Source organism: Micromonospora sp. DH14, from assembly GCF_029809455.1.
Taxonomy (GTDB): domain Bacteria; phylum Actinomycetota; class Actinomycetes; order Mycobacteriales; family Micromonosporaceae; genus Micromonospora; species Micromonospora parva.
This window is the reverse complement of record NZ_JARVKT010000007.1, coordinates 120893-134772: the sequence shown is the minus strand read 5'-3', so window position 1 is coordinate 134772 and position 13880 is coordinate 120893. Positions and strand designations below refer to the sequence as shown.

Annotated in this window: 12 protein-coding genes and 1 pseudogene; all 13 read left to right on the top strand. The window is 68.9% G+C overall.

The window, feature by feature from the left end:
- Positions 1-14: 14 nt before the first annotated feature.
- The gene (locus QCZ28_RS12160; RefSeq protein WP_279516747.1) at positions 15-575 is read left to right on the top strand and encodes a hypothetical protein; all 561 of its coding nucleotides are present in this window, start codon (positions 15-17) and stop codon (positions 573-575) included.
- Positions 572-1927, top strand: a complete 1356-nt coding sequence (locus tag QCZ28_RS12155; RefSeq protein ID WP_279516746.1) for an ABC transporter substrate-binding protein — start codon at positions 572-574, stop codon at positions 1925-1927. Before QCZ28_RS12160 ends, QCZ28_RS12155 begins: the two co-directional genes overlap by 4 nt.
- An 18-nt stretch (positions 1928-1945) precedes the next feature.
- Positions 1946-2758: a class I SAM-dependent methyltransferase gene (locus tag QCZ28_RS12150; protein ID WP_279516745.1), complete on the top strand. Its 813-nt coding sequence runs from the start codon at positions 1946-1948 to the stop codon at positions 2756-2758.
- Between the two features lie 24 nt (positions 2759-2782).
- Entirely contained in the window at positions 2783-3661 is an 879-nt protein-coding gene (locus tag QCZ28_RS12145; protein WP_279516744.1) for a branched-chain amino acid ABC transporter permease, read from the top strand.
- A complete protein-coding gene (locus QCZ28_RS12140; protein ID WP_279516743.1) occupies positions 3658-4647 on the top strand; it encodes a branched-chain amino acid ABC transporter permease in 990 nt (329 codons plus the stop codon). The genes QCZ28_RS12145 and QCZ28_RS12140 overlap by 4 nt, the downstream gene beginning before the upstream one ends.
- The gene (locus QCZ28_RS12135; protein ID WP_279516742.1) at positions 4644-6155 is read left to right on the top strand and encodes an ATP-binding cassette domain-containing protein; all 1512 of its coding nucleotides are present in this window, start codon (positions 4644-4646) and stop codon (positions 6153-6155) included. Before QCZ28_RS12140 ends, QCZ28_RS12135 begins: the two co-directional genes overlap by 4 nt.
- 202 nt (positions 6156-6357) lie before the next feature.
- Positions 6358-6720, top strand: a complete 363-nt coding sequence (locus tag QCZ28_RS12130) for a hypothetical protein (protein ID WP_279516741.1) — start codon at positions 6358-6360, stop codon at positions 6718-6720.
- A 14-nt stretch (positions 6721-6734) separates the two neighbouring features.
- Positions 6735-7526 (top strand): methyltransferase domain-containing protein, encoded by a 792-nt coding sequence (locus QCZ28_RS12125; RefSeq protein WP_279516740.1) that lies wholly within the window; start codon positions 6735-6737, stop codon positions 7524-7526.
- A 132-nt stretch (positions 7527-7658) separates the two neighbouring features.
- Complete coding sequence (locus tag QCZ28_RS12120; RefSeq protein WP_279516739.1) at positions 7659-8333, top strand: hypothetical protein; 675 nt, start codon at positions 7659-7661, stop codon at positions 8331-8333.
- Between the two features lie 18 nt (positions 8334-8351).
- Positions 8352-9506: a tetratricopeptide repeat protein gene (locus QCZ28_RS12115; RefSeq protein ID WP_279516738.1), complete on the top strand. Its 1155-nt coding sequence runs from the start codon at positions 8352-8354 to the stop codon at positions 9504-9506.
- Between the two features lie 113 nt (positions 9507-9619).
- Entirely contained in the window at positions 9620-9877 is a 258-nt protein-coding gene (locus QCZ28_RS12110; RefSeq protein ID WP_279516737.1) for a hypothetical protein, read from the top strand.
- A 349-nt stretch (positions 9878-10226) separates the two neighbouring features.
- Entirely contained in the window at positions 10227-10919 is a 693-nt protein-coding gene (locus QCZ28_RS12105) for a hypothetical protein (RefSeq protein WP_279516736.1), read from the top strand.
- A 653-nt stretch (positions 10920-11572) separates the two neighbouring features.
- Positions 11573-13855, top strand: a pseudogene (locus QCZ28_RS12100) (EAL domain-containing protein); the annotation flags it as partial.
- Positions 13856-13880 lie beyond the last annotated feature (25 nt).

Here is a 13880-nt window from a genome sequence, read left to right as displayed (position 1 = left end):
GGGCGGCGATGAGCATGAGCACGAACTCGGGCGTGATGGGGGGTGCGGCCTCGACGGTCAAGGTGCTGGTGACCGGCGGCGCGGGTGTGGGGAAGTCCTGCTTCCTGCGGGCCGCTCAGCGTGGCCGCGCGACGCTGCCCGGCCAGTCGGGCGTGGTCGGAGAGGTCGGTTACGCAACCCTCTCCACCGGGGTCACCGTCGTCCTGCACGTGACGCCGGAGCTGCGGCGCTGGTGGTGGGTGTGGGACCACCTCGCTCTGGGCGCCACCAGCGCGGTCGTGCTGGTCGACACCACCCGACTGCCGGTGTCCTATCCGGCAATGGACTACCTCGACGCCCGTGCCCTGCCGTACTTGGTTGCGATCAACCGGCCGCTCGGCGGCTCCCGCAACCGCCGCGAGATCCGCGATGCCCTACGGGTCAGCGCGCAGGTGCCGGTCCTGACCTGCGACGCCACGGAACCCGCCTCCGTCCTGGCCGTCCTACACCACCTGACCGGCCCCGTCGTACCACCCGAGCACCACGCACGGCCCTCGCACCATCCCCTCACAACGGAAGGACGTCGACTCTCGTGACTCCTCAACCAACCGGCCGCCGGCATCATCGCTGGCGAATGGCGATCGCCGCCATCGCTGCCACCATCCTGCTTTTCGCCACCGGCTGTGCCGGATCGAGTCTCGGCGACGCGGATACAAACGCGGCCGAGATCCGCATCGGCTTGATCGTGCCAAAAACCGGCAACTACAAGTCGATCGGTGATGACCAGGCCGCGGGGTGGCGGCTGGCCCTGGACAAGCTGGGCGGCAAGCTCGGCGGCCGACCCGTGAAGGTGATCGAGGCCGACGAGGGCGACGGCAAGGCCACCGCCCTCGCGTCGGCGCGCAAGCTCATCGAGCAGGACAAAGTCCTCGCCCTCGTCGGCGGGGGTACCGCCGACACCGTACAGACCTTGTACCCGCTGCTGAACGAGTCCAAGGTGCCGCTAATCGGCATGGGTGGGCGGCCCTCAACGATCGCCAATCCCACCTACCTGTGGTCGACGTCGTGGCTGAGCCAGGAGACCGGCGCGTCGATCGCCGGCTACCTGCGCACGACCGTCGGCAACGGCCGGGTATGGGTTATCGGCCCGGACTACATCGGCGGCCGTGATCAGATCGGCGGCTTCGTCACCGCCTTCCGCAAGGCTGGCGGGCAGCTGGCGAACCCAGGCGGGGAGCCGACGTGGACGCCGTGGGCGCCGGCGCCGACGACCGAGTTCTCCCCCTACCTGACGAAGATCAAGGAGGCCCAGCCGGCGGCCGTCTACACCTTCTACGCCGGCGCGTCCGCGATCGAGTTCGTCAAGCAGTACCGCCAGTACGGCATCACCACGCCGCTGTACGCCTCGGGCTTCCTCACCGAAGGCGCGCCACTGGCGGCGTTGAAGGACCAAGCCAAGGGCATCTACACCGCCCTGAACTACTCGCCGACGCTGGACAACGCAGCAAACAGAGACTTCGTAAGCCGGTTCACCGCAGGTAACGACGGGAAGCTCCCGAACGTGTACCACGTCTGCGCGTGGGACGCGGCGCTCGTGTTGGACAGGGCCATCTCGGAAGCGCTCGCTCAGTCTGATGCCCCCGCGAATACACCCACCGCCACCGGCACTGCACCGGCCTCCGGCAGCCCTGCGCCGAGCAGCAGCCCGGCGGTCAGCAGCCCGGCTGCGTCGCCGGCCGCCGCGAGTGGGGCGGCCACCGGGCTGACGTCGCAGACGCTCACGGCGGCGTTGCCGCGGGTGGGGTCGATCGATTCGCCGCGGGGCGCCTGGCAGTTCGGACCGACCAACCACACCCCTGTCCAGGCGTACTACCTGCGGGAAGTGGCCCAGGACGGGCAGGTGTGGGTCAACCGCACGGTGCAAACGCTCACCACCCTCGGCTCCTGAAATCAGGAAGGACAAATCATGACCACGACCGAGACGCCGCATGCCGGGTACATGTTCGACAACGCCACCGACGAGGCCGCCAACCAGCTGCGGCACCTCGCTGAGATCCTCGACGCTGGCACTCGCCGGACCCTGTTCGAGCTGGGGGTCGGGCCGGGCTGGAACGTCACGGATATCGGCGCCGGGGCGGGCACGCTGACGACCTGGCTGGCCGACCAGGTCGCCCCGGACGGGCACGTCACCGCCGTGGACCTCGACCCCCGCTACATCCCCGAGGGTCCCAACGTCACCGTCCGGGCCGGCGACATCCGCGAGATGGAACTGCCCGCAGGGTCGCAGCAGGCAATCGTCGCCCGCCTGGTCCTGATGCACCTGCCGGAGCGGGAGCAGGTCCTCGCCGACCTGACGCGCGCTCTCGCCCCAGGCGGCGCGATGGTGGTGGCGGACTGGGACTGCACCTGGCGGGACATGATCCGCCGCAGCCCCAGCCCTCGGGCCACCGAGCTGATCGAGCGGTTCCAAGACGCGCTGCTCGCCTACGGCGAGTCCCGCGGGGCGGACATGGGCTGGGCGCAGCGGGCGCCGGAGGTGATGCTGCGCCTCGGCCTGGTCGACGTCGACAGCCGCATCGAGTCCCGCTCGTGGCGCGGCGGCACCGGCATCTGCCAGCTGCACCACTCCAACTCGATCCAGCGCGAGGACGAGCTGGTCGCTGCCGGCATGAGCCGCGATGACCTGGCCGAGCTGCGGGAGGTGCTGATGGACCCGCAGCTGATGCTGTCGGGCTACCTGATGCACACCACCATCGGCCGGCGGCTCGCCTCCGCCTGACCTGCGTTCGGAAGGAGGAGTGCCGTGGGCCTGAGCGGGCTGGTCAACCCCTACACGATCACCGCGCTGGACGGGGTCGCGTACGGACTGCTGCTGTTCGTCATCGCGGCCGGACTCACGCTGATCTTCGGCGTGGCCGGCGTGTTCTCGATGGCCCACGGCACCCTCTACCTCGCTGGCGCCTACATCGCCTGGCAGCTTGCCGACGGCGGATGGGTCGGCCTCGGCCTGGCCCTCGTCGCGGCGGTCCTGATCGGTGCCATCGGGGGCGCGGGCCTCGCCGCGGCCGTGCGCCCCCTCACGGATCGGCCGCTGGACCAGGTGCTCGCCACCCTCGGGGTGGCGTACATCGCCGCCGACGGGTTCAGCACCGTGTTCGGCGCCGAACCGCGCTCAGTCGACCCACCCCGCGCGCTCGCCGGGTCGGTCAGCCTCGGCGGCTACCAGTACCCGGTCTACCGACTGGGGTTCATCGCGGTCGCCGCCCTGATCATCGTGCTGCTGATCTGGCTCGTCGAGCGCTCCCGCACCGGAGCGATGGTGCGGGCCGTGGTCGCCGACCCTGGCATGGCCGCCGCCACCGGACTACGCACCCGCAGGACCCGGGCCGCCGTGCTGGTCGGTGGGGGAGTCCTCGCGGTCACCGCCGGCGTGCTCGGCGCCCCGGTCATCGGCCCGGCCCCCGGCGTGGACACCACGATCCTCGTCTACTCACTGATCGTCTGCGTCGTCGGCGGCCTCGGCAGCATCCGCGGCGCCCTGCTCGCCGCCCTCGGTGTCGGACAAATCCTCACGCTCGGCGTCGCTCTTGTCCCTGGCGCCGCCGCGTTTGTCCTTGCCGCCGCGATGCTGGTCGCTCTCACCATCCGGCACCGCCCTTCGCTTGCGGGACGGCCTGCGTGACCACCACCCTCACACCCGCACCCACCAGCGCAACGGCGCAACGGCGACCCGTCAGCCGGGCGGCGCGCCTGGTACCTGTCGCTTCGGGGATCGTCGTCGCGGTGGCGGTGGCGCTGCCGTGGATGGTCAACGCCTACCTCGTCTCGCTCGCCGCCACCGCCTTGGTCATGGCCGTGCTCGCGATGAGCGCCCAACTGCTGGTCGGGCTGGTCGGGCAACCACCGCTGGGGCAGGCCGCGTACCTCGTCGTCGGGGCCTACGCCGCCGCTACGCTCGCCACGCTGACCAGTCTCGGTCCGGTCCAGTTGCTCGCGGCGACCGCCGCCGGTGCCGTCGCCGCCGCCGTGACCGGCCTGCTCGCGGTGCGGGTCCGGACCACCACCTTCCTCATGGTCACCTTCGGTGTCGGTGAACTCGTGCACGCCGCCGCCGGCCAGTGGGCGCCGGGCGGCAGCGAAGGCACCCACATACCACCGGTGGTCGCGCTGCCCGGCCTGGCACCATTGGTCCGGCCCGGCTGGGTGTACCTGTACGTCCTCGCGTGCACCCTGATCATCGGTGCCGCGGTCATCGTCCTCACCCGCACGCGCTTCGCCCTGCTTCTGCGCGGCATCGCCGCCCACGAGCCCCGTGTGCAAGCCGCCGGCCACCACACCAGCCGGCTCCTTCTCGCCGCCTACACCCTCGCCGGTGGGATCGCTGGCGCGGCCGGTGCGCTGCTCGTTGCGGTGACCCGCTACGTCTCGCCCGCTGACGCCGCCATGGGCATCTCCGCGATCGCCCTCGCCGCCGCGCTGATCGGGTCCGGCAGCATGATCGGCGCCTGCGCCGCCGCGATCCTCCTCGTGGCCGCGCGGGACTGGGCCGGCGGCCTGCTCAGCGGCCACGGCAGCACCCTGCTCGGCCTGAGCTTCCTCGCCCTGGCCTACCTACCCCGACACCGGCTGGCCGGGCTCGTCGGCCGACGCGATCGGGAGCGGATATGAGCACACCGCTGCTGCGACTGGACACCGTCAGCCGCGCCTACGGCGCCCGCCGAGCCGTCGACGAGGTCAGCCTCGACCTGCACCCCGGGGCCCGGCACGCCCTCATCGGACCCAACGGCGCCGGCAAGAGCACCCTGCTACACCTAATCGCCGGCACCCTGCGCCCGACGTCGGGGCGCATCCACTACGCCGGACACGACATCCACCGCTGGCCGGCCCACCGCCGCGCCGGCGCCGGAATCGCCCGCACCTGGCAGCATCCCGCTCTCGCCCGCCCGCTGACGGTCGTCCAGAACGTGCTACTCGCCGTGCCTGGGCAGCACCTGGCCGCGCTGCGCCTGCGGCCTCGCGCGTCAGCGGCGGCCCTGGACGCCCTGGCCCGGGTCGGGCTGGCCGAGCACGCCCAGTGGCCCACCAGCCAACTCTCGTACGGCGACCAACGCCGCCTCGAAGTCGCCGTCGCCCTCGCCGCCCAACCCCGACTGCTCCTGCTCGACGAACCCTCCGCCGGCCTCGCCACCACGGAGGTCACCCGCCTCGCCGAGCTGATCCGCGCACTGCCCACCGACATCGCCGTGCTGCTGGTCGACCACAACCTCGACTTCGTCACCGCGGTCGCCGACACCGTCACCGTCCTGCACCACGGCCAACACCTCACCACCGGCACCCCCAGCGACGTGCGCACCCACCCGGACGTGCGCCGCGTGTACCTCGCCGAGACGGACCCCACCCACCACGTGCCCACAACGCCGAAGGCCACCACCGACCCGCCCGCAGCTGCGCCGCCCATCCTGCGGGTGCGCAACCTGCGAGCCGGGCACCACGGCGCACCTCTGCTCACCGGCGTCACGCTCAATGTGCGGGCCGGGAGGGTGAGCGCCGTGGTCGGCCGCAACGGGGCCGGCAAAACCACTCTGATCAACACCATCGCTGGCCTACACCCCGCGCTGTCGGGTACTGAAATCCTCCTCAACAACCGACTGGTGACAGGCCTTTCTGCCCGCCGCCGCTGCCGCGCCGGCATCGGCCTCGTCCCGCAAGGACGCCGCCTGTTCGCCGGCCTCACCGTCGCCGAGCACCTAGCGCTACCCCGACCGCACCCCGGCCGCCCCCGCACCATCACCGCACGGCAGATCCTCGACCTGTTCCCCGCGCTGGGCGAACGCCGTCACCACCGGCCCCACCAACTCTCCGGCGGCGAACAGCAAATGCTCGCCTTGGCCCGCGCCCTGCTCGCCGCGCCGCAGGTGCTGCTACTCGACGAACCCTCCGAAGGCCTCGCCCCCGCCATCGTCGGCCAGCTCGCCGCGATCATCACCGGCCTTGCCGAGACCGGCAGCGCTGTCCTACTCGCCGAGCAGAACCTCGCCCTCGCCCTCGACATCGCGCACGACGTCGCCGTCCTCGACAGGGGCACCATCGCCCTGAACGCCCCCGCAGCAGACCTGCGCGCCGATCCCGCCCGCCTGCACGACGTGCTTGCCGTACCTACGGGATCCCCACGATGACCACCAACGTCTCCCTTCACAGCCCAGCGAGGCGAGCTCCGCGCCTCGCTTGCACCCCTGCACCTGGCGGGTCAGGTCCCACCAGGCGCGGGGCCGCCGTCCGAGCATCCATCGCGGGCGGCGGTGGGTGGTTGGCGTCGCCGACCCGAACGGCGCCGCCGACCACCCCACCCACCTTCAAGAAGGCAAAGGCGGTGACATCGTGAATGACGACGACACCAGCCTCTGGCTGCTCACCGACCTGGCCCGCTGCACCACCTGCGAGCAGTACCTCCAGCCCTACGCCGCTGCCCCGCGTCGCAGGTTCTATGTCTGCTTCTGCCCCGCAGTCCTGTACGACGCGGCGCACCTGGAAGCGCTCGTTGTCGGCTTCGCCGCCGCCTACGACCGACGCACCGCGGCCACCCGGCCACTTATTACCTACCAGCGATGGCAGGAGTCCACCCGTGCCGACCTACGCCAACACCTGATCCGGCTTGTCGAGCTGGCCCTCGTCCATAGCCCCGAGTCCGTCGAGCTGTGCTGGGCCCACAGCGGCACCAGCGTTCTCGCGAACCAGCGTTGAACCAGGAGGAACCGATGACGTCCACCCACCAGCGCCACCAGATAAGCAGCAGCACGCCGCCCCTAGACCTCACGAAGGTGTTCGACCCGATCACGACACGGGAATTCGCGCGTATCGGAGTCCGAAGCGGGCAGCGCGCTCTCGATGTCGGCGCTGGAGCTGGTTCGCTCACGCGTTACCTCGCCGGCCTGGTCGGATCGTCGGGTCGCGTCGTCGCCCTAGACGACGACGCGAAACTGCTCGACCCCACCGCGATCGTCCACGTCTACGAACGCGACCTGCGCCACGGGTTGCAACTACCCGCCGAAGCCGCGCCGTTCGACCTGATCAATGCGCGCTGCGCGCTGGCGCCGCTTGCCAACCGAACCGACTTACTCGACGAGATGATCTCCCTACTGAAGCCGGGCGGATGGCTGGTCCTCGGCGACATCGTTTACGCCCAGATGTGGGTGCACCGCGCTCCCTCCCCCGAAGACGCGGAACTACTCGCCAACGTGGTGCGCCGCGTTCTCGACGTCCTCGCCAGCCAGGGCGTCGACCTGCACTGGGGCGACAGGGCAGCCTCTCTGCTGCTGCACGCCGGGATGAACCACGTGCACGCCCGCACCACCGCCCGTACCTGGACCGGCGGCGGCCCCGGCTGCCAGCTCTACGCCGACAACGTTCACCAACTGACCGACCAGCTGCTGGTCGACGGCGCGACGGAAGAGGACCTGGACCGCTTCGCCGAGCTGATGGCCGATCCGATGGTGGTGCTGCGCTCCTATCAGTTCACCTCGACCATTGCCCAAAGCCCCGCCCACTAGCGCGCCGGGCCAGGACGGAACCCATCGGCTGGCTGCCACTTCACGCCCACCGACGTGAGCAGCACCTGACCGGCGACTCGCGCCGGGCCGCACAGTCCCCGCCTGCCTTTCGACGAACGCAAGGGAACAACCATGCACCTCACGATGCCCCGGGCACCGCAACCGGCGCGAGGGCTCCACCAGATGCCCGCTCGGTGGGCAATCGACCACGCCGCCGCGCGGCAGACGCTGGGTGATCTCCATGACGCCTATCAGTGGGCGGTTTACGCCCACACGCTCGCCCACCGCACTAATCACTCCGCGGAGCGCCTCGACGCGGCGGCGATGCTGGCACCCCTGGCCGCGCTGACCGGACACGTCGACCAGGCCGTCACCACCTACCGCGACCTGGTCGACCTCGCCACCGCCGAACTCGGCCACAGCCACGAGCGGACCCTGTACGCCCGCGCCGGCATGGCCGAGGCACACCACCGCGTCGGCCGCTGTGAGAAGGCAATCCGAGACCTCGCAGACGTCTACACCACTGCCGCACGACGGCACGGACCCGAAGCCCCGGTCAGCCTGAAAACGCTCACACACCTCGCGTGCCTCTACCGCGATTGCGGATGGTGCGACGTCGCCCAGCGCTGCCTCACCGTCGCCATGACCATCGCCGCACGCTACCTGCCCCAAGGCGATCCACATGGCGCCCGCATCACGGACATCGCTGCGACGCCCGCCAGTGAGAACCACCGCGCCGTCTGCACCCAGGCAACCCCCTCACGGCCAGCGCTGACCGGCTTGTCATCAAGCACGAGAACCGCGTGATCAGGAGAGGAATACGTTATGCCGTCGCGGAGCACGTCGGTTACCCCATGGACGCCTGCGTTCGTCGCAGACGCGGTCGCCGCGACGCTCAAGCGTGCCGTTGAGCACGACCTACACCAGGCGATCAGTGCGGTGGCCCGCGAGCGCGGCCTATCACAGGCCACGATCGACGAATGGGTGGCGCGTGCCCGCGCGGTGCCAGCCGCCCCCGTCCCGCCGGGACTGGTGACCTGCCACAACTGCGGCCATCCGATGATCTTGGTGCAGCTTCCCGGGTGCCCGCCGGTCTACCTGTGCATGCCCGCCTGCGGGCGTGCACCCGTGCCAGCGCAAGCGCTGCGCGACGCGGTCGCTAAAGCCGTGTTGCATCGCGCCCCTCACCTCGTACCTCGCGGCAAGATCCATTGCGCTGCCGCGTACGCCCCCGGTGGCATCCATTGCGTCGCGGTCGGTGCCGGGCCCGATGACCTGTACATCACGTGGCGATCCGAGCCTCGACAGCTCGTCGGACCCCGGATGTCCATGGCACAACGCCTCACCTACGCCCGGGCCCACGCCAATCACGGCGACCATTCACGCGCGATCGAAGCTCTGCAGGCCGGCCTGCTACACATCGATCCCACCGACGACCTCCCCGCATTGGACGTCGCCACCGCAAACGCTGCCGCCCTGCTCGCAGAACTCACCCTCACGGACGACGGTCCCAGCGCCGCATTGCCCTGGGCCCGCTGGGCGTGCCGCTCCCTACGCCGCCTGCGCGGCGCCACATCACCGGAGGCACGTGCCGCCCTCAAGATCCTGGCCAACACGTACCGCCGCACCGGCAAACTCCCCGAAGCGGCCGACTGCTACCGCGATCTCATCCGCCACCACACCTCCGCCGACGGCCCCCGGGCACTGCCCACCCTCGCCGCCCAAGCGACCCTCGCCCTCGTCCTCTATCAAGACGGGCACTGCGCACCCGCGCGTCAACTCCTCGCCCGGGCCGCCGCCGAGCACCGCGCCGCGCATCCAGGTCACCGCGACGGCCCGCGCCTGCGCCAGGAACTAACCCGCATGCGTACCACCTGCGTCGACCAACGCCACGGCCACCCGGCCGGAATCGACGACCCGCCACACGACTCGGCAGCGGCATCACCGATGGGAGCTCAACGCCATGATTCACAGCCCTAGCCATGCTTACCGAAACAACAACACCGGCGGGCCGACCGGCGGACAGCAGTTGCGCACAGCGGGGCAGGCCGATCTGACCCGGCGGTGAGGACTTGCGCTCGGACGGTGGGTCGATGGCGGGCAAGCGGCGCCGCATCTACACGACGCTGCTCGCGGATCCCACCCGGACATGGACGGTGCGTGAGCTTGCCGCCACGGTCAACACCCCTGCTGAGGGCACCAACCGGCCCTCAGAGGGCACCGTCCGCGACACCTTCAACGTGCTGCTCGCCGACGGACACCTGCGACAGGTGCCACACCGGCGATCCCTGACGGCCATGCTCACCGACCGCGGCCGACAGGCGCTGACCAACCTGCTCAGGGCCAATTAGCGCGACAGGCCAACCAAGCAGCCCTATCGACGTCCGTGCCAGACCTCCCGGCTGCTAACCGACCACAGCGACGCTGGGCCGCCTCAACGCCGAAGCGCGCCAGCGCCAGCCATCTGACCGCTTACCTATCCAGCGAGGAATCATCACCACGATGCCCATGCCCCGACGGACTGCTCTCGCCCACCTGGTGACTGCGAGCGCTCTCGGAGTCCTGCTCACTGCCTGCCAATCAAGCAACCCCGCCGGCCAAACCGGCTCGCAACCTGCATCCGTATCACCGCGGCAGCAGAGCACCACAACCCCTCGAACGGCCGCCACCGATCCCGGCCTCACCCCGCACGAACGCCTGATGACCCTCGCCGCGAGCGTCGGCAGTACACCCGCCGACGCCTCCACCAACCTGCCGTACACCTACCTGCACACTCAGTCGTGGACCCGCGCTACCAACGTGATTACACGCTCTGATGTGCGTCGCTGGCGCCGCGACACTGACAGCTCCGGCCGGGAGTTGACACGCCGGCTTCCCGATGTGCCTGGCCTCACCCACCGCCCGACACCGGCGGAGCGGAGCAGGTTCCCGGCAGCCTCAGAAAAGACCACGCGATACCTGGCGGGCGAACTGCCGCCGTATCTGGCGGAACCGCTGCCCGCCGATGCCACCACGCTCGCCGGCTCCCTAGCACCACGGGAGCTGGCTAACGAGCCTGCCTACCCCCGAATGCTCGTCCACGGCGTCATCGGCCTCGCCACTAGCCAATACCTCAGTCAGGAGCAGCGCGCGGAGATTTTGCGCGTCCTGGCCGGCGTGCCGAACATCTCTTTCGGAGGCGAGCAGACAGACCTGGCCGGACGGGCCGGCCTTGGATTCAGCGTGACTGTCGACGGCTCCACAACGCAGCTCATCCTCAACCCTGGCACCGGTGAGGTCCTCTCTGCCCACGAACAGGTGACCGGCGCTCGGGCGGGCCTCTTCTCCCTTGTGCTGATCCTCGATCGCGGCCGCGCCGCCACCTACACGAGCACACCGTCCTCACGACCCTGACCTAAGCGGTTCGTCGGGTCGGGCAGGCATGAATCGACAACGCAAGACCGGCGGGGACAGATCCGCCACCCGCGCTCGTCCTGCAAGCCGCCGCGCAACAACGGCTCCTCGGGTCTGCCGGTCCACAACTACCGCACTGTGGGCCGTCCTAAATAGTCGATATCAGGACGATAGCGCCACCAGTGCGGGCGCGGAGAGGCGGCGGCTTAACTCCTGGCCAGGGAGTCGACGAGCACGTGAATGACGACCAACTCGGCTGCCCCCCAGGGCGGGCGTTGTCAGTTCGTGGATCGCGCGCCCATCCCCATAGTCATCTGTCCGTTGCGCCGAGTGACCATGCTGTGGGCGTCAAGGGCGATGGCGCACCTCATGTGGCTGCGAGGTCACACTAAGCCACCAATGGTCGCCCCAAGTGCGCAGGCGATTGCCTTTTCGTTACGTCGGTGCGTCCCAGTGCGCGGTTAGTGACGAAAACGACTCTTTGCAGTTGATAATGGTCGACACGCGGTCATATGTTCCAACCATTGGAGAGGCGGGAGAGGGGGTTCAGTGATGCGCAAGGGCGTTGAGTGGGACTAAGGTTGGCTTCACCTGTTAATGTGGACGATCTGTTGCAGAGAGGGCTGAGGTTGATGAATACGGGGGAATGATTGATGTCATCCCGACGACGCGGGCCTGCGCTGGTGCTGTTGACGATCACAGTCTTTGCGGCGGCGCTCTCAAGCGTTCTGTGGGCGGCGATAAACCTACATCAACCGACGCCGTATTATTTGGTGTACCCAATAATGGGCACGGCCGTGATGGCGGTCGGTGCCATCTTTTCGGCGCCTGTGCCGCCCCGTATACCTTTTCGGATCACGCTGACGCCGACGGCGACGCTGTTGTGCGCATCAGTCTTGCCAGTCCCGTGGGTGATTATCTGCGCCGCCGTCGGCGTCACCGTGGCCCGAATCCTCACACGATACCCACGTTCCGCTGGTTTGCATAAGGCTATCCACAACGTCAGTATGGATGTCGTAGCCGCCGCGCTGGCCGCCGTAACTATGCACGCCTTCGGTATACGTCCGAGATTTGAGGACTCGGGGCTGGCAACTTCGGGGTGGCAACTTTATGTACTGGGATTCCTTGTCGCAGGGATCGCGGTGCTAGCTCTACAGGAAATAGTCACGACGGCCGCAGCGGCGCTGGCAACGGGCCGTCCCGTCCTGACGGTTTTGCGCTACATGTGGCGTACACGACTGATCGTGGGCTTCGCTGAAGTCGGCACGGCAGGTTTGGTTTCGGTTCTCACCGGCCTTGATATGCGGGCATTGATAGCTCTGCCTGCCGCGATGTTAGTCCTGCATCTGGTGCTGACACATCGCCTTCGGATCCGTGAGGAACGGCGCGCGTGGGAGCACCTCGCTGTGCTGAGCGATGCCCTGGCGAGCCGGGACATCGATGTCGTGCTCCGGACCGCGGCTGCCGGGGCGGTGAAGCTCTTCGGTGCTCAGGCTGCAGATATCGAGATTGCGGGCGGCGGCCGGTTGGTGCGTGCCGATCGCGACGCGGCGGTGGTGTTCGACGGTCCGGCGGCAGAAGTCCCTGTGTACGCCGCTGGCGCCCCGCTGCCCATCGCGCACGAGATTGGTGCCAAGACGACTGGACTGCAAGGCACGTTGAGGCTTTACCTTCGGGGTGCTCGCGACAGGTTGTCGGCTCGCGAGCGGTCGACTCTGCGGGCATTCTCGGCGACGCTGTCGACGAGCCTGGACATCGCGCATGCCTACGCCTTGGTGAGGCACGAGGCGCATCATGACCGCGACACCGGCCTGCCGAACCGGGCGACGCTGCTCACCCGGGTTGCTGAGAAGGCTTCGGACACCTGTCACGTGGTGGCAATCCGGCTAGAGAACTATGAGTTCCTGGCTGACGCGGTCGGTCGCGATAAAGCTCTTGTCCTGCTGAACGAGCTGGCGACACGGCTCAGTCGAACATCAAGAGACGCGGCGGAGGTCGCCCGGGTTGGCGACGCGGAGTTCGCATTCGTGATGTGGGCTACGACAGAGATGAGCGCCTACCAGCGGGCGTGCTACGCCGTGGCAACCCTGCGCCGACCCATCAACATCGGAGGCTCGCAGCTAGCGGTCCGGGTGAGCGCAGGCATGACCTCAGGCGCTCCCGACGAGATCGCCGCTCTACTCGACGCGGCGGAGCGGGTGATGTGGTGGGCCATCCGGCAAGGCCAAGACCGTTTGGTCACGTATCAGGCTGGCCCGATTCAGAGCGTTCCGCTCGTACGAGAGCTCGAACACGCACGCATGTCGATCTCCTTCGAACCTATCGTTGATCTCGCCCGTGGCAGCATCACGATGGTTCAGTCCGTGCCCCGTTGGCTGTACTCGCGCTATGACGTGCTCGCCGCCGACGGGTACGCGTACCAACTCCTTGACGACCAAGACGCGTTGGAGGGTCTCGCGAGAACCGTGTTGACCCGATCGATAGCCGCCGCCGCGACGTGGCGGAACGCCCTCCCGCACGCTGCACTGGTCGTGCCGATCCCCGCCCGCGCCGTGACACCCGGATTCGTCGATGGCTTGCGAGAGGCGCTGCAAGGCAACCTGGCGGCCTCCTCGCTCGTGCTCGCAGTAGGCCAGCCAGCGGATCTACCTCCCGGAGATGCCTCGGAGCAACTCCGCCATTTGGGTGTCCGGCTGCTGTTAGAGGACTACGGCAGTAGCACACGGAGCATTGAGTCGCTGGACGCGGCACCGTGGCATTTCCTGCGAGTGCACCCGGCCTACGCGCTGGACGCGGGTTGGCGCCCCGCGCGGTCGGTGATCCGCGCGGCCGTTGACCTAGCGATCGATCTCGACCTGGCAGTCATCGCACCGGGGATCGCCAGCGACGACGAGCGACGCGAACTAGCTACTCTCGGTTGCGCCCTCGGAAGCGGCCCGCACTTTGGCGGCGAGATGTTCC

Excerpts from the sequence above, each read along its gene's own strand:
- QCZ28_RS12160 (WP_279516747.1), top strand. The coding sequence starts at position 15 with ATGAGCACGAACTCGGGCGTGATGGGGGGTGCGGCCTCGACGGTCAAG.
- QCZ28_RS12150 (WP_279516745.1), top strand. The coding sequence starts at position 1,946 with ATGACCACGACCGAGACGCCGCATGCCGGGTACATGTTCGACAACGCC.
- QCZ28_RS12135 (WP_279516742.1), top strand. The coding sequence starts at position 4,644 with ATGAGCACACCGCTGCTGCGACTGGACACCGTCAGCCGCGCCTACGGC.
- QCZ28_RS12125 (WP_279516740.1), top strand. The coding sequence starts at position 6,735 with ATGACGTCCACCCACCAGCGCCACCAGATAAGCAGCAGCACGCCGCCC.
- QCZ28_RS12120 (WP_279516739.1), top strand. The coding sequence starts at position 7,659 with ATGCACCTCACGATGCCCCGGGCACCGCAACCGGCGCGAGGGCTCCAC.
- QCZ28_RS12115 (WP_279516738.1), top strand. The coding sequence starts at position 8,352 with ATGCCGTCGCGGAGCACGTCGGTTACCCCATGGACGCCTGCGTTCGTC.
- QCZ28_RS12110 (WP_279516737.1), top strand. The coding sequence starts at position 9,620 with ATGGCGGGCAAGCGGCGCCGCATCTACACGACGCTGCTCGCGGATCCC.
- QCZ28_RS12105 (WP_279516736.1), top strand. The coding sequence starts at position 10,227 with ATGACCCTCGCCGCGAGCGTCGGCAGTACACCCGCCGACGCCTCCACC.